The following is a 22,912-nucleotide window of genomic DNA, read 5'->3' on the forward strand; positions in this document are numbered from 1 at the left end:
TCAGTGCTCCTCGCGTGTCGTGGTCTTCCGGTCATCCGCAGCGGTGCTGCGCCCTGCGATCTGCTCCGCGGCCGCGACGGTGAGGCGGCCGAGCGGCTCGAAGCGCTCCTCGGTGAGCCGGTCCCCCGGTCCCCACACGCTGACCACCGCCACCGGGCGGCCCGACACGTCGAGCACCGGGGCCGAGACGCCCCAGGCCGTTGTCTCGAACTCGCCGCGGCACACGGCGTACCCGCGACTGCGGGTGCGGACCAGCTCCTCCTCGAGCGCGGCGAGGGAGGTGATGGTCGCGTCGGTGTGGCGCGGCAGGTCGTCGCCGTGCGGCAGGCGCAGCAGGGTGCGCACCAGCTCGGGCTCGGACCAGGCGAGGAGCACCTTGCCCGTCGACGTGGCGTGCATCGAGACGGCCCGGTCGCGCCACCCCGCGCTGACCACCGCCCCGCCCGTCGCCTCCGCCACGTAGGTCAGCGTGCCGTTGCGCACCACGGCGAGCGCCGCTGTCTCCCCCACGCTCGCGGCCAGGCCCTGGAGAACCACCTGTGCCGCACGCGCGAGCGCGGCGCCCCCGGCCTGGCCGGCGAGGTCGATGAGCCCGAACCCGAGGGAGTAGATCCCGGTCGCGTCGTCACGCGTGACGAGACGCTGCTGCTCGAGGGTCGCCAGGATGCGCCAGGTGGTCGTCCGGTTGAGCCCGACGGCCTCCGCGAGGGCGGCGGCGGTGCCGTCCGGACCGGTCGAGGCGGCCACGGCGCGCAGGAGAGCGGCAGCCCGCTCGATCGACTGCACCCGGTTGGAACCACCGGTCCGGTCCTCCTGGGACATCCCTTCTCTTTTCCCTCAAGTTCATTGACCCCTCCTTGCGAGCGGCCTATGTTGCGTCTACCACTACCGCCGTTCGCATTGCGCAACAGGGGGCTCACGAAGTGAACCAGAACCAAGCAGGCAACTGGAAGATCTCTCGACGTCAGGTGCTCCGGTACTCCGGAGTCTCCGCGGCGGCGCTCGGCGGCAGCAGCTTCCTCGCTGCCTGCGGTGGCGGCGACGGTGGCGGGGGCGGCGGGGGCGGCGGGCCGCAGAGCTCGGGCGGTCAGCTGATCCACGGCGCCACCGGCGGCGGTGCGAAGGACACGCTCGACCCGCACCAGCCGGTGACCGCGGCCGACATCGCGCGCTGCCTCAACCTCTACGAGCCCTTGCTCATCTGGGACAACAACTACGAGCTGCAGCCGGCCCTGGCCGAGTCCGTGGAGCCGTCCAAGGACGCCATCACGTGGACGGTCAAGATGCGCGCCGGTGCGACCTTCCACAACGGTGCGCCCGTCACGGCCGAGGACGCCTGGCTCAGCATCCGCCGCGTCGCCGACCCCAAGGCGCCGCTGTCCGCGGGCGGCCAGCTCTCGCAGATCATCGACTTCGAGTCCTCGAAGGTCGTCGACGACACCACGCTGAAGATCGTGCTGAGCACCCCCTACGCGATCCTCGACTCGCTCCTGGCGGAGTACACGCTCGGCATCATCCCGGGCGGCGAGTTCGACCCGGCCAACCCCGTCGGCACCGCGGCGTTCGCCTACAAGTCGTTCGAGGCCGGCAAGACCAGCACCTTCACCAAGTACGCCGACTACTGGGGCGAGGCCGCCTTCCTCGACGAGCTGGTCATCCAGGACTTCGCCGACGACAACGCGAAGGTCAACGCGCTGCAGGCCGGCCAGATCCAGACGCTGGACAACCTGCCCTACAACCTGGTCGACACGATCAAGGGTGCGGGCGCAGGCGTGCTCACCGCCGAGGGCGGCCAGTGGGTGCCGTTCACGATGCGCGTGGACCAGGCGCCGTTCAACGACGTCAAGGTGCGCCAGGCGATGCGCCTGATCGTCGACCGCCAGGCGATGATCGACCAGACGCTGAGCGGCTACGGCTCGCTCGGCAACGACATGTACGCCCCGCTCGACGTCGCCTACGCGAGCGACCTGCCCCAGCGTGAGCAGGACATCGACCAGGCCAAGTCGCTGCTGTCCCAGGCCGGCGCCGACGGGCTGCAGGTCGAGCTCTTCACCGGGGACGACATCGGGTCGGTCGCCGTACCTGCCGCCAACCTGTTCGCCGAGCAGGCCAAGGCCGCGGGGGTCGAGGTGAAGGTCACCAAGAAGACGCCGTTCTACGACGACGACTACCTGTCCTACACGTTCGCCCAGGACTTCTGGAACACCCGCAACTATATCCCGCAGGCCGTCGTCGGCACGTTCCCGCCCAACCAGGGCGGCACCTACAACGAGACCCACTGGGACAACGCCGACCACCGCGACCTCGTCAACGCCGCGGCCAAGGAGGTCGACGAGACCAAGCGGGCCACGCTCCTGCACGACGCGCAGGAGATCGAGTACGACGAGGGCGGCTACATCATCTGGGGCTTCCGCCAGCAGGTGGACGCCTACGGCTCGACGGTGCAGGGCCTGGAGCCGAGCAAGTACCTCCCGCTCGGCAACTACTGCTTCCGCAAGGTGTCGGTCTGACATGACACAGGAAGCGACTCTCCCTGATCCGCTCGAGGAGGTCGCTCCTCCTCGAGGCCGTTCCGGAGGGGCGGCGTGGGCCGTGTGGCTCGCCCGCCGCCTCGGCCTGGCCCTGCTCACCCTCTGGCTCGTCTCGATCGTGGTCTTCCTGGCCACGGCGGCGCTGGGCGACCCGGTGCGCGCGATCCTCGGTCGCGACTACGGCACCAACGTCGCCCGGCGCGAGCAGCTCGAGGCCCAGCTCGGCGTCGGCGACTCGATCATCAGCCGCTACTTCGACTGGCTCGGCGGCCTGCTCACCGGCGACTTCGGTACGTCGCTGGCCAACCAGCAGCCGGTCTGGGGCCAGATCTCCAGCAGCGTGGTCAACTCCCTGGTGCTGGTGCTCCTGTCGGCGCTGGTGATGATCCCGCTCGCCTTCGGCATCGCGATGATCTCCTCGCACTTCCGCCGCCGGCGCCCGGACACCGTCATCCAGACGATCCTGCTCGCGCTGGCCGGCGTGCCGGAGTTCGTCACCGGCATCCTGCTGGTGTCGCTGTTCGCGACGTCGGTGTTCAAGATCTTCCCGGCCGTCACGCTCGTCGCCCCGGGCGGTTCCCCCTGGGACGAGCCGAAGAGCATGGTGCTGCCGATCGCCACCCTGGTGATCGCGGTGACGCCCTACGTCTCACGCATCGTGCGCGCCACCCTGCTCGAGGTCCTCGACAGCGACTACGTCGAGCTCGCCCGGCTCAAGGGCATCCCGGAGCCGGTGGTGATGCGCAAGCACGCCCTGCTCAACGCGATCGTGCCCGGCATCCAGGTCGTCTCGCTGCAGCTGGCCTGGCTCGCGGGCGGTGTCGTGCTGGTCGAGACCCTCTTCCAGTACCCCGGCGTCGGCCGCCAGCTCGTCGACTCGGTCCGCAACCACGACGTCGCGATGGTGCAGGCGCTCAGCATGATCATCGCCGGCGTCTACATCGTGGTGAACCTCGTCGCCGACGTGCTGTCCATCCTCCTGACCCCGCGAGCGAGGACGGCGATCTCCTCATGAGCCACGCATCCACCGGCGCGGCAGCAACGGCTGCCCCCGCACCCGCCAGCTTCTTCCGCCGGGCGCTGCGCCAGAAGCGCTTCGTCTTCGGCCTCGCAGGCACGATCCTGGTCGTGGCGTTCGCGATCCTCGCGCCGTTCTTCTCGCCCTACGGCGAGAAGGAGACCGCCGGACCGCCCTACTCCAAGGACGGGGTCTTCGGCACCGACTACATCGGCCAGGACGTCCTGAGCCGCGTGATGCACGGCGGCCAGGAGGTGCTGACCATCTCCGTGCTGGCCACCGTGCTCGGCATGGTGGTCGGCGTGCTGATCGGCGTCGTCGCCGCCTACACCGGCGGCTGGTGGGACGAGATCATCATGCGTCTCAACGACGTGCTCCTCGCCTTCCCACAGATCCTGCTGTCGCTGGTGGTCCTGACCGCACTGCGCAACCCGTCGGCCTGGGTGATCATCGTGCTCGTCGCCGCTGGGCACGCCCCGCGCGTGGCCCGGGTCGCACGCGGCGTCGCGCTCGGCATCGTCACGCGTGACTTCGTGGTGGCCGCCGAGGCGCTGGGCGAGAAGCGCTCGCGCGTCATCGTCGCCGAGGTGCTGCCGAACATGACCGGTCCCCTGCTCGCCGAGGCCGGCCTGCGGTTGACGTACTCCATCGGCATCGTGGCGGCCCTCGGCTTCCTCGGCTTCGCCGCCGACCCGGGTGCGGCCAACTGGGGCCAGATGATGAACGAGAACCGGCTCGGCCTCCAGACCCAGCCGTGGGCGGTGCTCGCCCCGGTGCTCGTCATCGCGATCTTCACCATCGCCACCAACCTGATGGCCGACGGGTTGGCCCAGGCCAGCCAGAAGGGCGAGTGACATGACCGCCACCGAGAGCGGCCACCAGGTACGCCGGACGAGCGGCCTCATCATCGAGGACCTCGGCGTCAGCCTGACCGGCTCCGAGGTCGACGTCGTCGACGACATCGACCTGGTGCTCAAGCCCGGCGAGATCGTCGGCCTGGTCGGCGAGTCCGGCTCCGGCAAGACCACCGTCGGCACCTCGCTGCTGAACTACTCCCGCGCCGGCGCCCACATCTCCTCGGGCAAGGTGCTGCTCGAGGACCGCGACGTGCTCCAGCTGCCGTGGAAGGAGGTCCGCAAGCTGCGCGGCGAGGAGATCGCCTACGTCCCGCAGGACCCGGCCTCCGCGCTCAACCCGAGCATCCGGATCGGCAAGCAGCTCGTCGAGCTCCAGCAGCTGCGCGGCATCGGCACGAGCGAGTCCCGGCTCGCCGCGGCCCGCGCCGGCCTCGAGGAGGTCGGGCTGCCGAGCGACGACGAGTTCCTCAAGCGCTACGCCCACCAGCTCTCCGGCGGCCAGGTGCAGCGCGTCGCCCTCGCGATGGCCTTCCTGCCCAAGCCGAAGGTGCTCGTCCTCGACGAGCCGACCACCGGCCTCGACGTCACCACGCAGAAGATGGTGCTCGACACGATGGCCGAGCTCTGCCGCACCCACGGCGTCAGCGCGCTCTACGTCACCCACGACCTCGCCGTCGTCGCCAACATCGCCGACCGCGTCGCCGTGATGTACGCCGGCCAGGTGGCCGAGCTCGGTCCCCGCGACACGATCTTCGCCAACCCGTCGCACCCCTACACGCGCGCGCTCCTCGACTCGATCCCGCACCTGAGCCAGGCGCGTGCCCTCAAGGGCATCCCGGGTCGTACGCCGTCGCCCGGCCGCCGCCCGGGGGGCTGCCGCTTCAACGACCGGTGCGCCTTCGTCGTCGACCGGTGCCGTTCCGAGGTGCCCGAGCTGCGCACGATCGCGCCCGAGCACGAGGTCCGCTGCCACCGGGTCGGCGAGATCGGCACCTGGGACATCAACATCGGCACCGTCCCCGACGCCGACCCCGACCGCGAGCGCGAGGTGATCCTGTCCGTCGACGGTCTCGACGTCTTCTACGGCCGCAAGCACGTCGTGCACGACGTGTCCTTCGACCTCGCCAAGGGCGAGGTGGTGGCGCTCGTCGGCGAGTCCGGCAGCGGCAAGACCACCATCTCGCGCTCGGTCGGCGGCCTGCACAAGGACTGGACGGGCACGATCACCTTCGAGGGGCGCGAGCTGGCCACCAGCGCCCGCAAGCGCAGCGCCGAGGACCGGCGCCGGATGCAGTACATCTTCCAGAACCCCTACCTCTCGCTGAACCCGCGCCTCACGATCGAGCAGATCGTCAAGCGCCCGATGGAGCTCTTCGGGCTGGCCAAGGGCAAGGAGGCCACCGAGCGGGTCGTGGAGCTGATGGACCAGGTCGCCCTCGGCCCGCAGATGCTGCACTACCAGGCCAGCCGGCTCTCCGGTGGCGAGCGGCAACGCGTCGCCATCGCCCGAGCCCTGGCCGCCGAGCCCGACGTGATGATCTGCGACGAGATCACCTCCGCGCTCGACGTGTCGGTGCAGGGGTCGATCGTCGAGCTGCTCGAGGGCCTGCGCCTCTCGCGGGGCATCAGCATGCTCTTCGTGACCCACAACCTGGCGCTCGTGCGCTCGATCGCCGCCGGCGTGCAGATCCTCCAGGCCGGGCGGGTCGTCGAGTCCGGGTCGGTCGTCACGGTGATGGACACGCCGCGCGAGGACTACACGCGCACGCTGCTGAGCAACAGCCCGAGGATCGACTAGGCCACCATGCCCACCGCCTCCATCGCGGGGTCCCGGCTCTCGACCCTGTCGTTCATCGACCCCCAGCGGCAGCCGGGGTGGCGCCACGCCGTGGTGCCGGCCGGTGACCCGCGCGGCCTGGCGGCAGCGCCGCGCCCGCTGGCCGTCGAGGTCGCCGGCGCCGGGCGCTCGCACTCCCTCGAGGAGTGGCGGGACGCGACCTGGACGACGTCGCTGCTCGTGCTCGACGGCGGCCGCCTCGTGCACGAGTGGTACGCCGACGGGCTGGGCGCCGACACCCTCTTCCTCGGGGCGTCGATGACCAAGTCCGTGCTCGCCCACCTCGTCGGGCGGGCGTGCACCGACGGTGCACTCGGTCTCGATGACCTCGTGACCGACCACGTCGACGAGCTCGCCGGCACCGGCTGGTCCACGGCGACCGTGCGTGACGTGCTCACCATGACCAGCGGCGTCGACTGGGTCGAGGACCACCGCGACCCCGCGAGCGCGGCGTCCCGGCTGCTCGGCTGCTTCCCCGACGGCGAATCGCGAGCCCTGCTGCTCGAGGTGCGACCCGGCGCGGAGCCCGGCACCCGATGGAGCTACTGCACCGCCGACTCGCAGGTCCTCGACTGGGTGCGCGAGCGTGCCACGGGTCGCTCGTACGCCGACGACGTGGCCCGCCTGTGGGCCGACCTCGGGTGCACCCACGAGGCCGCCGTCGCCGTCGACGGTCGCGGCGTCGCGCTCGCCGGCGGTGGGCTCGCCGCCACGACGCGTGACTGGGCCCGGATCGCGCTCCTGGCGGTCGACGGCACCGACGACCGTGGCCGTCGAATGCTCGACCCCGCGTGGGTCGAGGCCGCCGCGCGACCGGCGTACCCCTTCCTGGCCCCGGGGCGGCTGCCGAGCTCCATCACCACCCACGCCGGCTTCGGACTGCACTGGTGGCCCCTCGACCCGGCCGGCGACCGGCTCACCGCCGACGGGAGCCGCGGCCAGCTCGCCGCCGCCGACCGCAGCACCGGTGCCGTGGTGGTCAAGACCTCGCTCTGGCCCTACGACGACTTCCTCGTCGACCGCCAGGCGCGCGACCTCAGCTACCTCGGCCTGCACGCCCTGCTCGACCTGTTCGCCACCTCTGACCCGACGCCCTGACCCCACCCAGTGAAGGAGCAAGACCCGTGAACCGCAACGTGATGATCACCTGTGCCCTCACCGGAGCCGGCGACACCGTCGGCCGGTCCGAGCACGTGCCGGTCACACCGGAGCAGATCGCCGAGTCCGGCATCGCCGCGGCTCGCTCAGGTGCGACGATCGTGCACATCCACGTCCGCGATCCCGAGACCGGCGTGGGCTCGCGCGACGTGGCGCTCTACCGCGAGGTCGTCGAGCGCATCCGCGCGTCCGACGTCGACGTCATCATCAACACGACCGCGGGCATGGGCGGCGACCTCGTCCTCGACCCGGCCGACCCGACGACCTTCCTCGACGGCACCGACCTGGTCCGCGGGGTCGACCGGCTCCCCCACGTGGAGGAGCTGCTGCCCGACATCTGCACCCTCGACTGCGGCAGCCTGAACTTCGGCGAGGGCAGCCTGGTCTACGTCAGCACCCCCGACATGCTGCGCGAGGGCGCGAAGAAGATCCAGGAGCTCGGCGTCCGCTGCGAGATGGAGATCTTCGACACCGGCCACCTGTGGTTCGCCAGGACCCTGGTCGAGGAGGGCCTGATCGACGCTCCGGCGATGTACCAGCTCTGCATGGGCATCCCCTACGGCGCGCCCGCGGACCCGATGACCCTCATGGCGATGGTGCAGCAGCTGCCCGAGGACGCGGTCTGGGCGTCGTTCGCGCTCGGCCCGATGCAGATGCCGTGGGTCGCGCAGTCGGTCCTGCTCGGCGGGCACGTCCGGGTCGGGCTCGAGGACAACCTCTACCTCGCCAAGGGCGTCAAGGCGACCAACGCGCAGCTCGTCGAGCGGGCCCGCACGATCGTGGAGTCCATGGGAGCCAAGGTCGCCACCCCCGACGAGGGTCGCGAGATCCTCCAGCTGAAGGGTCGGTCCTGACGTGCGCCCCGCACCTGCCGACGTACGCACCGTGGTGTGCGTCGGTGCCGGCGTCATCGGTGGCGGCTGGGTGGCCTACTTCCTCGCCCGCGGGTACGACGTCGTGGCGTGGGACCCCGCGCCCGACGGCGAGGAGCGGCTGCGGCACCTCGTCCGCGCGGCGTGGCCCGCACTGACCGAGCTCGGCCTCGCCGAGGGCGCGAGCATGGACAACCTGGCCTTCGAGCCGGACCTCGCGAAGGCGTGCGCGCAGGCCGACTTCGTCCAGGAGAGCGCCCCGGAGGACCTCGAGCTCAAGCGCACGCTGCTCGCCGACATCGACGCCGCGACCCCCGACGGCGTGGTGATCTCCTCGTCCACCTCGGGCTACGGCATGAGCGAGATGCAGGACAAGTGCGCGCACCCCGACCGCACCGTGGTCGGCCACCCGTTCAACCCGCCGTACCTCATCCCGCTCGTCGAGGTCGTGGGCGGCACGAGCACCTCGGCCGAGGTGGTCGAGTGGACCTCGGAGTTCTTCAAGCTCGCCGGCAAGTCTGTCATCACGATGAACCACGAGGTCCCGGGCTTCATCGCCAACCGGCTGCAGGAGGCGCTGTGGCGCGAGGCGCTGCACATGGTCGCGGCCGGTGAGGCGACGGTCGAGCAGATCGACCTCTCCATCACCGACGGGCCCGGCCTGCGGTGGCCGGTCTTCGGCCCGATGCTGACCTTCCACCTCGCCGGGGGGCAGGGCGGGATGGCCCACATGCTCGACCACTTCGGGCCCTCGCTGCTCTCCCCCTGGACCCGCCTGGTCGCGGCCGAGCTGACCCCGGAGCTGCGGGACGCCGTCGTGGACGGGTGCGAGCGCGAGGCCGACGGGCGCAGCATCGACGACCTGGTCGCCGAGCGCGACCGCGGCGTCGTCGCGGTCCTGCGCGCGCTGGGCCGGGCATGAGCGAACCGCTCACCTGGCGCGAGCCCGTCCAGGAGGCGTGGATCGACTACAACGGCCACCTCTCCGAGCCCTACTACGTGCTGGTCTTCGGGCACGCGACCGACAACGTGATGGACGCCGTCGGCATCGGTCCCGACTACCGAGCGGCCAACGACGCCTCCCTCTACACGGTCGAGGCACACGTCCGCTACCTCGACGAGGTCTCGGCCGGCGCCGACCTCGAGGTGCGCTCGTCGGTCATCGGCGCGACCGGCAAGCTGCTGTGGATCTGGCACGAGATGTGGGTCGACGGCCGGCTGCGCGCCACCGAGGAGGTGCTCGGGGTCCACGTGGTGGGCCGGGGATCGGCGCCGTTCCCCGACGACGTCGCCGCATTGGCCCGCTCGTTGGTCGTCGACCCTCCCGAGGAGGCCAGCGGACGGATCCGGCCGCTCGGCTCGCGCTGAAGAAGGCTGTGGAGAGCCCACCACGCCCCTGCGCGCGGTGGCAGCGTGGCGTCATGACCGGTCGGCCCCACCCGCTCCTACGCGCCCAGCTCGACTGCCCCGACGAGTGGCAACGCCCGGTCACGGCAGCGCTGGCGGTGGCCGGCGTGGCCGTCGACGCGGGGGCCCCGGTGGGGGTCGCGGTCACCCCCGGCCGGTTGGTGTCGGCGACGCTCGACGACTGGACGGTGTCCTCGCTCCCCCACCTGCTGGTCGCGGTGTGGCCGTGGGCGGTCGACGTCGGCCCGTGGGCGGCACCCGGAGTCGGGCCGTGCGCCCGGTGCGTGGCCGCCGCGGTGCTCGACGACGGCAGCCGCAGCCGTCCCGGCCACCTGCCGCCTCCACTCCTCGCCCTGGCCGCCGGCACGTGCGCGCGGGACCTCGCGCGCTGGGCGCGCGGCGAGACGCCGTACACCTGGCTCACCTCGTGGTCGCTCGGCGACGAGCCGCTGCCGCCGTCGCGCCGGTGGGAGCGCCACCCCTACTGCGGGTGCGCGTGGTTCGACACCGCCTGACGGCGGGCTACCACCACTCGCTGTCGAGCTTGCTCTCCATCGCCCGGAGGTTGTCGCGCGAGCACGTGTCGCAGAACGCCTGCTTGCGGCCCCGCTCGACGGCGGTCGTCCACGTCAGGGTCTCGGCCTCGGGTGCCTGCGTGCCGCAGAAGGCGCAGGTGACAAGCTCGCTCACGTCACGAGCGTAGCCCTGGCGACCGCGGGCCGACATGCATACGAGCCGGTACGACGTCTCGGTGACGCCGTACCGGCTCGTGTGGTGCTCACCCGCGATCAGGGCGAGAGCCCTCCGAGGAGGGAGTTCGTCAGATCGCGCGAGCGAGGGCGAGACGCGCCTGCTGCGCGGCCTGCTCGGCCTTGCGGCTCATACGACGGGCCACGGCCAACCGGTGGCCGCGCCGCAGTTCGTGCGCCTCTCCCAGGCGCGCGGTCATTTGCGCGCGTGCGAGTTCTTCATGCATGAGATTCATGTCGTTGCTTCCGTTTCGGTAGGTCTTCATGGAGGTGTATTTCCTGTGTTTCCTTGGAGGGATGAGTTCGCGGTGACGCCTCTCGGCGGCCCCGTCCTGCTGGGTGCTGCCCGACCTAGGCGACCTGGACGGTCTGGTCGGACTTGCGGGGCCGGCCTCGCGGCCGCTTGCGCGGGATCACCACGCCCTGGAGGAAGAGCTCGCCTCCCCAGACGCCCCACGGCTCACGCCGCTCGAGGGCTCCGTCGAGGCACAGCGCCTGCACCGGGCAGTCGATGCAGAGGGCCTTGGCGTGCTCCACGTCCGCGGGGGACTCGGCAAACCACAGCTCTGCGTCGTTGACGCGGCAGGGCAGCAACTCCTCATCCACTCCGGCAGCTGCGTCGTGCAGTGCTCCGAGGGGGGCCTGGGCCTCCATCTCGGTCTTGCCGGCAGCTCGGTTGCGGTCGAGAACGCTGATGGTCATGTGTTCACCTCCTACTCGTTGACCTGATCGCGGGTTTTGTGAAACTCGGTGTTGGACAAACAGAAAGGCCGCGGATCCCGGTGTGGGTTCCGCGGCCTGGAGGCTGCCGATCTAGGTGAATGACCTATGTCGACGGACTCCAGGCAGGTGAACCCGGGAAATCGCCCTTGATGCGAACGATGGCGGCGTCGCCCTGGACAGCCACCACGGCGGGACCGAAGGCGCGAAGGTGCGCGCAGGGGCGGCCGAGGATGGACATGCCGAAGGACGGCGTCCACGCCGTCATCGTCTTCGTGTAGTTCTCCATGAGGGCCACCTCCTTCGGGGCATCGGGCGCGGATCGTTGTCAGCGATCCCATGCGCGGGTTGTTGTGAGAGGAACGCTAAACCCTGACCGACGTCAGGGGCAAACGATTTTGTGGGTATTACTCGGATTTCTTTTCAGAAGTTCCGTCGAGGGCCTCCTGGACGGCTGTTCCGGCGACCACGGCGAGCACCTCGTCGCCGTACTTGGTCAGCTTGCTGGGGCCCACGCCACTGATCGCGCGCAGTCCGCGGTCGTCCTTCGGCACGTGCTCGGCGATGAGCTGGAGGGTCGCGTCGGTGAAGACCACGAAGGCCGGGACGCCGTCGGCCGAGGCCCGGGCCAGGCGCCACTCGCGCAGCCGCTCGAACAGCGCCTCGTCGTAGGACGCCGGGCAGTCGGCGCAGCGGCCGGTCTTCTTCTCGCGTGAGTTCGACAGCGCCTTGCCGCACTCGCGGCAGTGCATCGCGGCGCGGTTGCGCTTGCTGCGCTCGCGCCGCTGCGCGGACACGCCGGGCACGCCGTCGAGCAGCGGTGCCAGGAACGGCGAGCTGCCGCGGGTCACGCGGCCGCCGGGCTCGCGGGCGGTCGCCCAGGAGACGGCGAGCTCGTCGCGTGCGCGGGTCATCGCGACGTAGAGGAGGCGGCGCTCCTCCTCGACCTCGGCGGGCGTCTGGGCCTGCGCGATCGGCATCATCTTCTCGTGCATGCCGGCCACGAAGACGGCGTCCCACTCCAGGCCCTTGGCCGAGTGGATGGTGGCGACGGTGACGGCGTCGGCGACCGGCGCGTGCTGCTCGCCGGCCCGGCGGTCGAGGTCGTCGACGAACGCGCCGAGGTCGGCGTCGGGGTGCTCGCGGCCGAAGTCGCTCGCCAGGTCGACAAGCGCCTGGAGGGACTCCCAGCGGTTGCGGACCTCTCCCCTGCCCTCGGGCGGCTGCGTGGAGTGGCCCATCTGCGACAGCACCGCCTCGACGGACCCGGCGACCGGTCCGGAGGCCTCGCCGCTGCGGGCCGCGCCACGGACCAGCGTGATCGCCTGCCGCACCTCGGCCCGGTCGAAGAAACGAGCGGCACCACGGATGACGTAGGGGATGCCGCGCGCGGCCAGCGCCTCCTCGAAGCGCTCGGACTGCGCGTTGATCCGGAGCAGCACGGCCATCCGGCTCGCCGGGGTGCCGGACGACCGCAGCTCGGCGACCCGCTCGGCGACGGCGTCGGCCTCGGCCACCTCGTCGGGGGCCTCGCGGAACGAGATCGCGGCACCGGCACTCCGCTGGGCGACGAGGTCGACGCCCTTGCTGGCCGTGCCGGCCAGCAGCTTGTTGGCGCCGGCGACGACCTCGGGGGTTGAGCGATAGTTGCGGACCAGCTCGACGCTCGTGGCGCTGGGGAACTTCTGGGTGAAGTCGCGGAGGTAGCGCGCGTCGGCGCCGGCGAAGGAGTAGATCGTCTGGGCGGGGTCGCCGACCACGCAGAGCTCGTCGCGGCCGCCCAGCCAGAGGTCGAGCAGCGCCTGCTGGAGCGGCGAGACGTCCTGGAACTCGTCGACGACGAACCACTTGTACTGCCGACGCACCTGGGCGGCGACGGCCTCGTTGTCGGCGAGCAGCCCGGCTGCGAAGAGGAGCACGTCCTCCATGTCCATCCGGCCCTGGTCGCGCTTGACCTCCTCGTAGGAGTCGAACGCCCGCGCGACCACTGCTGGGTCGAGCCCCGAGACGGCGCGGCCGCGGGACGCCGCGACGGTCGGATAGGTGTCGGGGGCGACGTTGGAGACCTTGGCCCACTCGATCTCACTGGCCAAGTCGCGCAGGGTGGCCTGGTCGACGCCCAGGCGCTGGCGCCGGGCGGCCAGGGCGAGCATGCCCAGCTTGGACTCGGTCAGCTCGGGGAGCTCGCGGTTGTGCACCCGCGGCCAGAAGAACCTCAGCTGGCGCAGCGCCGCGGAGTGGAACGTGCGCGCCTGGACGCCCGGCGCACCGAGCGAGCGGAGCCGCTCGCGCATCTCCCCCGCCGCGCGCGTGGTGAAGGACAGGGCCAGCACCTCGGTCGGCGCATAGACCCCGGTGGCGACGCCGTGGGCGATGCGATGGGTGATCGCCCGGGTCTTGCCCGTGCCGGCGCCCGCGAGCACGCGCACCGGGCCGCGGAGGGCCTCGGCGACCTGTCGCTGCTCGGGATCGAGCGCTTCGAGCAACGTCGGCTCCTGCAGGGTCGGGGGTGGGCTGGGCTGGCGAGCGCCACCCTAGACGCCGCGGCCGACAGCCTGCCCCGGCTGGTCGTCGTACCTGTGGAGGGCGGGAATGCCAGCGGGACGGGCGCGGTTGTGCGGGACATGCCAGAGAGCCAGTTCACGATGTTCACCACCCCCTGGTGTGGCTACTGCCACCGCCTGAAGAGCCAGCTCGACCGGGAGGGCATCGGCTTCTCCATCGTCGACATCGAGCAGGAGCCCGAGGCGGCGTTCACCGTCGAGCAGGCCAACGGCGGCAACCAGACCGTGCCGACCCTGCTCTTCGCCGACGGCAGCACGCTGACCAACCCGTCGGTGGCGCAGGTCAAGGACAAGCTGGCCGCACTTGCGTGAGGCTGCCGTCCACGTGTTCACCTGCCGGGGTTAGCCTGCTGCCGTGTCGCTGCTGAACTCGATCGACCGTGACCACGTCCTCACCGCGATGGAGACCTGGGACCTCGCAGGCGGAGCCAACTACATGCTGGTCCGCGGTGGCGTCTCGACGCACGTGCTGCTCCACCACGGCAAGGAGTACGACGCTGCCGCGATCGCCGGCATCGCCCACGGCCTGGCGACGGGTCGCACGCTCTCGCCCCAGGACATCCCCGGCGGCTCGGCCGGTGCCAGCAAGCACCTGACCCGGCTGGGCTTCGACATCCGCGACGACTCCCCGCCGTCCGAGCGGGTGCCGGGCACCCGCGCGCGCACGCCGCGCGCGTCGTCGACGTCGACCCGGTCCCCGCGCAGCACCGGCACTCCGCGTCCCACCCGCGTCGCCGCGACCGACAAGCCGGTCAACCTGTGCCCCACGTGCTACCTCGCGCTGCCCGCGACGGGCATCTGCGACAACTGCGCCTGAGGCTCAGTCCCAGCCCGGGCCGTCGAGCGGGCGGCCGAACCAGCTCTCGATGAGCGACGACGAGATCGAGATGCCCCGCGGCACGACGAGCTCCCCGGAGCGTCCGGCCGCCTCGAACTCGGCGCGCGTCCACCAGCGCGCCTCCTCGATCTCCGCGCCGTCGACGTCGATCTCGGTCGTGAGGGCCTTGCCGGTGAAGCCCAGCATCAGGCTCGCGGGCAGCGGCCACGGCTGGCTGCCGAAGTAGGACACCTCGCCCACCCGGACGCCGACCTCCTCGTCCACCTCGCGTCGTACGGCGTCCTCGAGGGTCTCCCCCGGCTCGCAGAAGCCGGCGAGCGTCGACCAGCGGCCCGCGGGCCAGGCTACGTTGCGGCCCAGCAGGATCGTCTCGTCGTCGCCCTCGCCGTGGGTGATCGCCATGATCACCGCCGGGTCGGTGCGCGGGAACTGCGCGCGGTCGCACTGCGTGCAGCGCAGCTCGTGGCCGGCGGCCCGGCTCACGAGGTCTCCGCCGCAGCGCGGGCAGAAGCGGGTGGCGTGGTGCCACTCGGCCAGGCCGATGGCGTGCATCAGCAGCGGCGCCTGGTCGGCCGCGTCGTCGGTCAGCAGGCCGAGCACCCCGCGCAGTGGGATCCACTCCTCGGGGTCGCCGGGCGCGTCCTCGGGGGCGACGATGACCGCGAGGTGCACGACCTCGTCACGGTCCCCGAGCAGCACGAGCGTGCCGTCGGGTGCCTCGTCGGGGCTGCTCCACCGGACCTCGCCGTCCACCGGGCGGAGCCGGTTGCCGGCCACCACGAGCACGCGCGTCGCGGGGTCGCGTCGTACTGCTGCGAGCCACTCCTCGTCGGTCCTCCGGAGGCCGAGCCGGTTGTGCGCGTGGCGGGAGAGGGCGACGTGCGGGAGGGTGCGATCGCTGGTCACGAGAATCACGCTAGCCGGTCGCCGAGTCGGTAACGTCTGCGCCTGTGAGCACCCACATCGGCGCCCAGCCCGGCGACATCGCCCCGACCGTCCTGCTGCCCGGCGACCCGCTGCGCGCGAGGTGGATCGCGGAGACCTTCCTCGACGACGCCCGCTGCTACAGCGAGGTGCGCGGGATGTACGGCTTCACGGGCATCTGGCAGGGCCAGCCGGTCTCCGTCCAGGGCTCCGGCATGGGCCAGCCGTCGATGGCGATCTACGTCAACGAGCTGTTCCGCGAGTACGACGTCCAGTCGATCGTCCGGGTCGGCTCGTGCGGCGCGGTGACCGAGGCGGTCGGCATCCGCGACGTCATCATCGCCTCCGGCGCGTGCACCGACTCCGCGATGAACCGGATCGCCTTCCACGGCATCGACTACGCACCCGTCGCCGACTTCGGGCTGCTCCGCGGCGCGGTCGAGGCAGCGGAGTCGCGCGACGGCGGCTCGCCCTTCCACGTCGGGCTGATCTTCTCCAGCGACTCCTTCTACGCCGCCCGCCCCGAGCTGCTCGGCGAGATGGTGAAGTACGGCGTCCTCGGCGTCGAGATGGAGGCGAGCGCGCTCTACACGCTCGCCGCGAAGTACGGCCGCCGCGCCCTCGCGATCTGCACCGTCTCCGACCACATCGTCACCGGCGAGGAGACCACCTCCCAGGAGCGCGAACAGACCTTCGGCGAGATGGTCGAGATCGCGCTCACCGCCGCGCTCCGCTGACTTCTCCCGGTTGGGCGGTGGTCCACCTCCATTTCCGAGGCTCGGAATGTGGGTGGACCACCGCTCGCATGCGTGTCGTCGTACGACACTCCGGTGGCGGTGGGTGAGCCACCTTCTGCGGGTTCGGAATGTGGGTGGACCACCGCTCGCCCGCGTGTCGTCGTACGACACTCCGGTGGCGGTGGCGGAGCCACATTCCGCGGGCTCGGAATGTGGGTGGACCACCGCTCGTGTCGACGAGTGGTCAGAGGGCGAAGAGGTCCTCGAGGGCGGCGCGGTCGGGGAGGTCCTTCGGCTCGACCGTGCGGCCGGAGCGGACGTAGTGGAAGACCGCGCGGACCTGGTCGAGGGGCGTGCCGGTGAGCTCGGACCAGGCGAGGCGGTAGAGGGCGAGCTGGAGCGGGTCGGAGGTCTCGTGGCGGCTGGTCTTCCAGTCGACGACGAGGTAGCCGCCACCTGAGTCGGCGGGCTCGGCGTAGACCGCGTCGATGCGGCCGCGGACGACCTGGCCGGCGAGGACGAGGGCGAAGGGGGCCTCGACGGCGTGCGGGACGCGCTCGGCGAACGGGCCGTCCTCGAACCGCTTGACCACGTCGCCGAGGTCGGCCTCGTCGTCGATGCCGGCGTCGGCGCGACCGGGCAGCTCGTCGGGCTCGATCAGCGCCTGCTGCCCGAACCGCTCCTCCACCCAGGCATGGAAGGCGGTGCCGAAGCGCGCGGCGGGCGCGGGCGGACGCGGCATCGGGCGGGCCAGGTCGCGGGCGAAGCCCTCGGGGTCGTCACGCAGCCGGGCGACCGAGGTCGCGGACAGGCTGCTGGGCAGCGGGAGGTCGACGGACGTCGCGCGCTCGGAACGGGCCTCGGTGAGGAGCTGGACGAGGTCGTCGTCCCACTCCGCCACACGGGCCGCCTCGACCATGTCGAGGCCTTCGTCCGGCGCGGTCCGGTCGACGCTGCGCACCAGCTCGGCGGCGGCCAGCCGGCGGGCGGCCTCCTTCCCCGGCCCGGGCACCGGCCAGGGGCGGGAGGGATCGACGTCGTCGTTCGGGTTGGGCGACTTGCCCTCGGGCTTCTCCAGCCAGTGCTCGACCGGCTGGCCCCACTCCTCGAGCTGCTCGCGCACCACGCGCTGGTAGTCGGACGGCCCGAACGGCGTGGACCGCTGGCCCCAGACGTAGGACGTCACGGAGAGGTGGTGGGCAGCGCGGGTGTAGGCGACGTAGCCCAGGCGCAGCTCCTCCTCGGCGTCGTGCGCCTTGGTCGCGGCGCGGTAGGCGTCGAGGGCGGCCTTGTCGTGGCCCACGAGCTGCGGCTGGTCGATGCGGTCGCCCCGCAGCGGCGCCGGCAGCACGGCCGGCGAGGACGTCCAGAGCGTACGCGAGCGGTTGCTCGGGAACCGGGTCTCCCCCACGCCGACGCAGAACACCGACGACCACTCGAGCCCCTTGGCGCGGTGGACGGTGAGCAGCTTGACCGAGTCGGCAGCGGTCGGCGTGGCGACGTCGAGGCCGTTGCCCTGGTCGTCCTCGGCGGTGAGGTAGGCCAGCAGCGCCGGCAGGGTGACGTCGCCGTCGACGCTCTGGAACTCCGCGACCGCCTTCACGAACAGGTCGAGGTTGTCGCGCCGCGCGGCGGCGGCGGGCGAGGTCGCCGACGCGAGCTCGACGTCGACGCCGGTGGTGTCGATGATCCGGCGCACGATGTCGAGCAGCGGGTCGCCGACGTGGGTGCGCAGCCGGCGCAGCTCGGTGGCGAGGAGGGCGAACCGGTCGAGCGCCTCGGCTGAGTACGACGCCTCGCCCGGCGACTCCACGGCGTCGCTGAGCGCCGGGAGCTCCGAGGCGTCGATGCCGTCGGCGATCTGCAGCAGCTGGTCGGCGACCGTCGCCGCCTCCGCCCGCGTCCGTACGCCGGCGACCTCCGCCGCCCGCAGCGCGAGCAGCCGCAGGTCGCGCGGCCCGATCGCCCAGCGGGGGCCGGTGAGCAGGGTCAGCATCGAGGAGTTGGCCGTGACGTCGTGGAGGAGCGTGAGCGTGGCGACCACCTCGGCCACCTCGGGCAGCCGGATCAGGCCGGAGAGGCCGACGATCTCCACGGGGATGCCGGCGGAGGTGAGGGTGTCGTAGACCTCCTCGGCCTGGGCGTTGTCGCGGCTGAGCACGCCGACGTCGGACCACGGCGTGCCGGAGGCGTGGACGTCCTTGACGGAGTCGGCGAGCCACGCGAGCTCGTCGATCGCCCGCTCGAACACGTGGGTCTCGACGATGCCGTCCTGCGCGATCTCGGCGGCGCGCAGCCGGGCGACCTTGTCGCCGTAGGCCGCCAGCAGCGGCTCGGCCAGCCGGTTGGCGACGTCGAGGATCCGGCGGTCGGAGCGTCGGTTGACCGTCAGCGGCAGCCGGCCGGGCTCGCCGTCGGCGGCCGGGAAGGTGCCGGCGAAGTTGAGGATGTTGGAGACCGAGGCGCCCCGCCAGCCGTAGATCGCCTGGTTGGGGTCGCCCACCGCCATGACCGGGTGGCCGAGGCCGTGGTCGTCGTCGGGCCCGGAGAAGAGCCGGGCGAGCATGGTGGCCTGGGCGACCGAGGTGTCCTGGTATTCATCCAGGAGCACGACCTTGAAGCGCGCCCGCTCGAGCTCGCCGACCTCCGGCTGGTCGTCGACCAGCCGGGCCGCCAGCGCGATCTGGTCGCCGAAGTCCATCAGCCCGAGGTCGGCCTTGAGCCGGCGGTAGCCGGAGACCAGCTGGAGCAGCTCGGCCCGGCGGTCGATGGCGTGGATCGCCTTGGCCGGCGGGTCGAGGTAGGTCTTGCGGCCCTTGCCGACCTGCTCCTCCTCGATCGCCCGCTCGAACCCGCGGCGGGCCTCGTCGTCGATGCGGCGCACGTCGGCCTCGTCGACGAGGTGCTCGCTCATCGCGCCGTCGAGGGCGAGGAGGTTCTGGATGGCGGTCGCGGGGTGGTCGGTGAGCAGCTCGATGTGGCCGGTGAACCGCTCGATGACGCGGGCGCCGAGCTGGTAGCGCGAGGCGTCGGAGACGACCCGCGTGTCGGGCTCGTGGCCGATGCGGAGGCCGTGGTCGGTCAGCAGGGCGGCGGCGTAGGCGTGGTAGGTCGCGACGGTGGGCTCGAGGACGTCCTCGCCCTCGGCGACGACCGAGCGGTCCAGCAGTCCGGCGTTGCCCAGCGCCGCCGTGACGCGGTGGCGCAGCTCGGCGGCGGCCTTGGTGGTGAAGGTCAGGCCGAGCACTTCCTCGGGCCGCACCTTGCCGGTGGCGACGAGCCAGACCACCCGCTGGGCCATCAGGGTGGTCTTGCCGCTGCCCGCGCCCGCGACCACGACGGTCGGGCGCAGCGGGGACGTGATGGCGGCCCACTGCTCGTCGCTGGGTGCGTGCTCGGCACCCATGAGGGCGCGGAGGTCCTCGGGGGTGTCGAGCCGGACCGGCTGGAAGGCGACCTCGGTCACTGGACGGTCACGCTCCCTGCGCCCTTGGCCGGGCAGATGGCGACGAACGGGCAGTCGCGGCAGTGGGGACCGGCGGTCGCCGGGAAGGTCTCGGCGCGCACCAGCTCGGCGGCCCGGGACAGGCCGGCACGAAGCACGGTGCGCTCGGGGCCGTCGTCGCCGTGGACCGGCTGGGCCTGCACCTTGGCGGTCGTGGAGTCGTCGTCGATGCCGAGCTGGACCAGCTCGGCCCCACCGGACGACACCGAGCGGCCGGCCTCCTCGTCGAGGGCGCCGGCGTCGACGGCGTACTGGTAGAGGGCGAGCTGGAGGTTGCCGGCCACGGCGGGGCCGGACGGCGCCACGCGAGCGCTCTTGAAGTCGACGACGACCACGCGTCCGGCGTCGTCGACCTCGAGGCGGTCGGCGTAGCCGGTGAGGGCGACGGGGCGGCCGTCGACGTCGACGACGGACCGGAAGCGTGTCTCGGCGCCGAGGATGCTGCGCGGGTTGGCGAGGTGCCACTGGACGAACCGGCCGACGGCCTTGCGGATCCGGGCCAGCTCGCGCTGGCGCGACCACGGCGTGCGGAAGGCGAGGCGGTCCCAGATCGCCTCGACCTCGGCCATCAGCGGGTCGACCTCGGCGGGCAGGTCGCCGCTGGCCACGCGCTCGGCGAGGGCGTGGAGCACCTGACCGAGGTTGGCCGACTGGTGCACCGCGGAGACCCCGCCGGCCTCGCGCTCGAAGAACCACTGGGCCGGGCAGATGAGGATCGACTCGAGCATGCTGGCCGAGATCGGCACCGGCCGCTCCGGGTCTCGGATCGGCTCGATCGAGCGGGACGCGCTGCGGGTGCCCCACCACGTGGACGGGTCGGCGGTGGGCACCAGCTGGCGGCCGTCGACCTCCTCGGCGGCGAGCGCTGCCAGGCGCCGGGCTGCGGCCTCGCGCAGCGGCGTCGAGACCTCGGGGTCGGCGGCGGTGCGACGCAGCTCGGCGACGAGCCCGCCCAGCGACAGCGGGCGCGGCGGGCGACCGTCCTGGTGGTCGATCGTCAGGCCGAGCTCCTCGAGGAAGCGCGATGGTTGCTCGCCGTCGTCGTCGGGCGAGCGCACGGCGCTCACCACGAGGCGGCGCCGGGCGCGGGTGCAGGCGACGTAGAAGAGGCGGCGCTCCTCCATCAGCAGCGCCCGGGTGGTGACAGGCGGGACGAGGTCGGGCATCCCCGAGGCGTCGACGCCGATGCGATCGGCACCGAGCAGCGTCGCCCGCCTGCGCAGGTCGGGCCACACCTCCTGCTGGACGTGGGCGACGACGACGAGGTCCCACTCGAGGCCCTTGGAGCGGTGGGCGGTGAGCAGGCGGACCGCGGAGCCGCGGACCCCGCGCTCGGCGAGCGTGTCGGCGGGCAGCTGCTGGGCGACGAGGCTGGCGAAGAACGTCGCCACGCCGACGTGGTCGCGCTGGTCGACGGCTCGCGCGGCGAGCTCGAAGAGCGCCACCACGGCGTCGAGGTCACGGTGGGCTCGGCGCGCCGAGGAGCCGCCCACGTCGACCTGCCGTCGGAGCCGGGTCGGCCACGGCGTGGTGGACCAGAGGTGCCAGAGCACGTCCTCGACGCCGGCCTTGTCCTCGAGCATCCGGACGCCGTCGCGCAGCAGGGTGGCCAGGGCCTGGGCGCGCTCGACGTCGGGGCCCTCCAGCCCGTCGAGGAAACCGGGGGTCACCACGGCGAGGCGCAGCAGCTCACGCGACGTACGACGCTCGCTGGCATCGGCCTGCTCCTTCTCGCGGGCGCGGAGGCGCCGCACGAGGGCGCGCAGGTCGGACGCGTCGAGACCGCCGAGCGGCGACAGCAGCAGCGACTCGACGCGGCCGGGGTCGAGGAAGTCGGGCGAGTCGGGGTCGTCGTCATCGAGGTGGACGACCGCCCGGAGCCCGTCGAGCAGCGGCAGCACCGCCGGGTCGCGGACCAGCGGCAGGTCGTCGGAGGCCACCTCGACCGGGACGCCGGCGGCAGCGAGCGCGCGGCTCAGGGGCGGGATGCTGGCACGGCCCGAGCGCACCAGCACGGCCATCCGGTCCCAGGCGATGCCGTCCTCGAGGTGGGCGCGGCGCAGCAGGTCGGCGAGGCGCTCGGCCTCGGCGCGCTCGGTGTCGTAGGTGACCACCTCGACCCGGCCGTCGCCCTGCGGACCGGGCACGGCCTCGGGCGCGAGGAACGCCTCCCGGGCCTCGGTCTCGATGCTGCCGGTGAGCGTGAGCCGGGACGCGACGCGACCGGCGGCGAGCAGGATGCGCGGGCCGAAGCGCCGGGTGCGCTGCAGCACCACCACCGGGGCCGGCGCGCCCGACACGGTCGGGAAGCTCGCGGGGAAGTCGAGGATGCCGCGCACGTCGGCGCCGCGGAAGCCGTAGATCGACTGGTGCGGGTCGCCGACCACCGTGAGGTCGCGGCCGTCGCCGGCGATGGCGCGGAGCAGCGCCACCTGGCCGGGGTCGGTGTCCTGGTATTCGTCCACGAAGACGTGGCGGTAGCGGGCGCGCAGCTCGTCGCGGTGGGTCTCCGCCTCGATCACGGCCCGCCGGATCAGGTCGGAGTAGTCGGTGGCACCGAGGTTGTCGAGGACGGTGAGGTACTGCTCGAGGAACAGCCCGGCCGCCACCAGCTCCGGCAGGTCGTGCTCGATGCCGAGGCCGCGCAGGCCGGCGGGGTCGAGACCCTTCTCCCGGGCCCGGGCGAGCACCGCCTGCACCTCGCGCACGAAGCCACGCGTGCCGGCCGCGCGCCGCAGCGGCTCGGGCCACACCACCGACTCAGGGTTGTCGCGCAGCAGCTCGCGCAGCACGACGTCGGCCTCCGGGGCCGACAGCAGTCGGATGGCGCCCTCGTAGAGCTCGTGGGGGGCGTACTTCCGGACCAGGGCGTAGGCAAAGGAGTGGAACGTCGAGCAGGCCGCGGCCGACGTCGTGCGGGCGACGCGCGAGGTGACGCGGTCGCGCAGCTGCTCGGCGGCCTTGCGGGAGAAGGTCAGCGCGAGGACGGAGTCGGGCGAGGCGCCTCGCTGCTCGATGCGGTCGACGATCGCCTCGACGAGCGTCGTGGTCTTGCCGGTGCCCGGACCGGCCAGGACGAGCAGCGGCCCGCCCTCGTGGTCGACCACGCGCTGCTGGTGCTCGTCGAGCTCGGGCACCACGACCGATCGGTCGGGTGCCACCAGGCGGTAGCGGGTCGTCGTACTGCTCATGGGG

General features: G+C 72.3%; 21 protein-coding genes. 12 read left to right on the plus strand and 9 right to left on the minus strand.

The window, feature by feature from the left end; translation table 11 throughout:
* Positions 1 to 822: an IclR family transcriptional regulator gene (locus tag J2X46_RS01615; protein WP_310246073.1), complete on the minus strand. Its 822-nt coding sequence runs from the start codon at positions 820 to 822 to the stop codon at positions 1 to 3.
* A 101-nt stretch (positions 823 to 923) separates the two neighbouring features.
* Between J2X46_RS01615 and J2X46_RS01620 the strand changes: the two genes are divergently transcribed.
* The 9 genes from J2X46_RS01620 (at position 924) to J2X46_RS01660 (ending at position 10,195) form a co-directional block, all read left to right on the plus strand.
* Positions 924 to 2,510 carry an ABC transporter substrate-binding protein gene (locus J2X46_RS01620; protein WP_310246076.1) on the plus strand — a complete coding sequence of 529 codons (1,587 nt, stop codon included), beginning with the start codon at positions 924 to 926 and terminating at the stop codon, positions 2,508 to 2,510.
* 82 nt (positions 2,511 to 2,592) lie between these two features.
* Positions 2,593 to 3,546, plus strand: a complete 954-nt coding sequence (locus J2X46_RS01625; protein WP_310246081.1) for an ABC transporter permease — start codon at positions 2,593 to 2,595, stop codon at positions 3,544 to 3,546.
* Complete coding sequence (locus J2X46_RS01630; RefSeq protein WP_310246083.1) at positions 3,543 to 4,403, plus strand: ABC transporter permease; 861 nt, start codon at positions 3,543 to 3,545, stop codon at positions 4,401 to 4,403. Before J2X46_RS01625 ends, J2X46_RS01630 begins: the two co-directional genes overlap by 4 nt.
* A 1-nt stretch (position 4,404) precedes the next feature.
* Positions 4,405 to 6,204, plus strand: coding sequence for an ABC transporter ATP-binding protein (locus J2X46_RS01635; RefSeq protein WP_310246086.1), 1,800 nt, complete (start codon positions 4,405 to 4,407; stop codon positions 6,202 to 6,204).
* 6 nt (positions 6,205 to 6,210) lie between these two features.
* Positions 6,211 to 7,341, plus strand: a complete 1,131-nt coding sequence (locus J2X46_RS01640; protein ID WP_310246088.1) for a serine hydrolase domain-containing protein — start codon at positions 6,211 to 6,213, stop codon at positions 7,339 to 7,341.
* 26 nt (positions 7,342 to 7,367) lie between these two features.
* The gene (locus J2X46_RS01645) at positions 7,368 to 8,255 is read left to right on the plus strand and encodes a 3-keto-5-aminohexanoate cleavage protein (protein WP_310246091.1); all 888 of its coding nucleotides are present in this window, start codon (positions 7,368 to 7,370) and stop codon (positions 8,253 to 8,255) included.
* 1 nt (position 8,256) lies between these two features.
* Positions 8,257 to 9,195 carry a 3-hydroxyacyl-CoA dehydrogenase NAD-binding domain-containing protein gene (locus tag J2X46_RS01650; RefSeq protein ID WP_310246093.1) on the plus strand — a complete coding sequence of 313 codons (939 nt, stop codon included), beginning with the start codon at positions 8,257 to 8,259 and terminating at the stop codon, positions 9,193 to 9,195.
* A complete protein-coding gene (locus J2X46_RS01655) occupies positions 9,192 to 9,641 on the plus strand; it encodes a thioesterase family protein (protein WP_310246095.1) in 450 nt (149 codons plus the stop codon). The genes J2X46_RS01650 and J2X46_RS01655 overlap by 4 nt, the downstream gene beginning before the upstream one ends.
* Positions 9,642 to 9,694: 53 nt before the next feature.
* A complete protein-coding gene (locus J2X46_RS01660) occupies positions 9,695 to 10,195 on the plus strand; it encodes a hypothetical protein (RefSeq protein WP_310246097.1) in 501 nt (166 codons plus the stop codon).
* A gap of 7 nt (positions 10,196 to 10,202) precedes the next feature.
* Here J2X46_RS01660 and J2X46_RS01665 read toward each other — a convergent pair whose 3' ends face one another.
* From J2X46_RS01665 to J2X46_RS01685, 5 genes are all read right to left on the minus strand, one after another.
* Positions 10,203 to 10,370, minus strand: a complete 168-nt coding sequence (locus J2X46_RS01665) for a hypothetical protein (RefSeq protein WP_310246098.1) — start codon at positions 10,368 to 10,370, stop codon at positions 10,203 to 10,205.
* Positions 10,371 to 10,500: 130 nt separating this feature from the next.
* Positions 10,501 to 10,695, minus strand: coding sequence for a hypothetical protein (locus J2X46_RS01670; protein WP_310246099.1), 195 nt, complete (start codon positions 10,693 to 10,695; stop codon positions 10,501 to 10,503).
* A gap of 85 nt (positions 10,696 to 10,780) precedes the next feature.
* A complete protein-coding gene (locus tag J2X46_RS01675) occupies positions 10,781 to 11,131 on the minus strand; it encodes a WhiB family transcriptional regulator (RefSeq protein ID WP_310246101.1) in 351 nt (116 codons plus the stop codon).
* A 124-nt stretch (positions 11,132 to 11,255) separates the two neighbouring features.
* A complete protein-coding gene (locus tag J2X46_RS01680) occupies positions 11,256 to 11,438 on the minus strand; it encodes a hypothetical protein (protein ID WP_310246102.1) in 183 nt (60 codons plus the stop codon).
* A 118-nt stretch (positions 11,439 to 11,556) separates the two neighbouring features.
* The gene (locus J2X46_RS01685) at positions 11,557 to 13,635 is read right to left on the minus strand and encodes an ATP-dependent DNA helicase UvrD2 (protein ID WP_310246105.1); all 2,079 of its coding nucleotides are present in this window, start codon (positions 13,633 to 13,635) and stop codon (positions 11,557 to 11,559) included.
* 159 nt (positions 13,636 to 13,794) lie between these two features.
* Here J2X46_RS01685 and J2X46_RS01690 point away from each other — a divergent pair, with 159 nt between their 5' ends.
* Together J2X46_RS01690 and J2X46_RS01695 are read left to right on the plus strand one after the other, a co-directional pair.
* Entirely contained in the window at positions 13,795 to 14,025 is a 231-nt protein-coding gene (locus J2X46_RS01690) for a mycoredoxin (protein ID WP_310246107.1), read from the plus strand.
* 43 nt (positions 14,026 to 14,068) lie between these two features.
* Positions 14,069 to 14,530 carry a hypothetical protein gene (locus J2X46_RS01695; protein WP_310246109.1) on the plus strand — a complete coding sequence of 154 codons (462 nt, stop codon included), beginning with the start codon at positions 14,069 to 14,071 and terminating at the stop codon, positions 14,528 to 14,530.
* A 3-nt stretch (positions 14,531 to 14,533) separates the two neighbouring features.
* Here J2X46_RS01695 and nudC read toward each other — a convergent pair whose 3' ends face one another.
* Positions 14,534 to 15,457 (minus strand): NAD(+) diphosphatase, encoded by a 924-nt coding sequence (gene nudC, locus J2X46_RS01700; RefSeq protein ID WP_310246111.1) that lies wholly within the window; start codon positions 15,455 to 15,457, stop codon positions 14,534 to 14,536.
* Positions 15,458 to 15,501: 44 nt separating this feature from the next.
* Here nudC and deoD point away from each other — a divergent pair, with 44 nt between their 5' ends.
* The gene (gene deoD, locus J2X46_RS01705) at positions 15,502 to 16,212 is read left to right on the plus strand and encodes a purine-nucleoside phosphorylase (protein WP_310246114.1); all 711 of its coding nucleotides are present in this window, start codon (positions 15,502 to 15,504) and stop codon (positions 16,210 to 16,212) included.
* Between the two features lie 244 nt (positions 16,213 to 16,456).
* Here the strand turns inward: deoD and J2X46_RS01710 are convergent, their stop codons facing one another.
* Both J2X46_RS01710 and J2X46_RS01715 read right to left on the minus strand, forming a co-directional pair.
* A complete protein-coding gene (locus J2X46_RS01710; RefSeq protein ID WP_310246116.1) occupies positions 16,457 to 19,678 on the minus strand; it encodes an ATP-dependent DNA helicase in 3,222 nt (1,073 codons plus the stop codon).
* Complete coding sequence (locus J2X46_RS01715; RefSeq protein WP_310246117.1) at positions 19,675 to 22,908, minus strand: ATP-dependent DNA helicase; 3,234 nt, start codon at positions 22,906 to 22,908, stop codon at positions 19,675 to 19,677. Before J2X46_RS01715 ends, J2X46_RS01710 begins: the two co-directional genes overlap by 4 nt.
* Positions 22,909 to 22,912: the final 4 nt, after the last annotated feature.

The organism is Nocardioides sp. BE266 (assembly GCF_031457855.1).
Taxonomy (GTDB): domain Bacteria; phylum Actinomycetota; class Actinomycetes; order Propionibacteriales; family Nocardioidaceae; genus Nocardioides.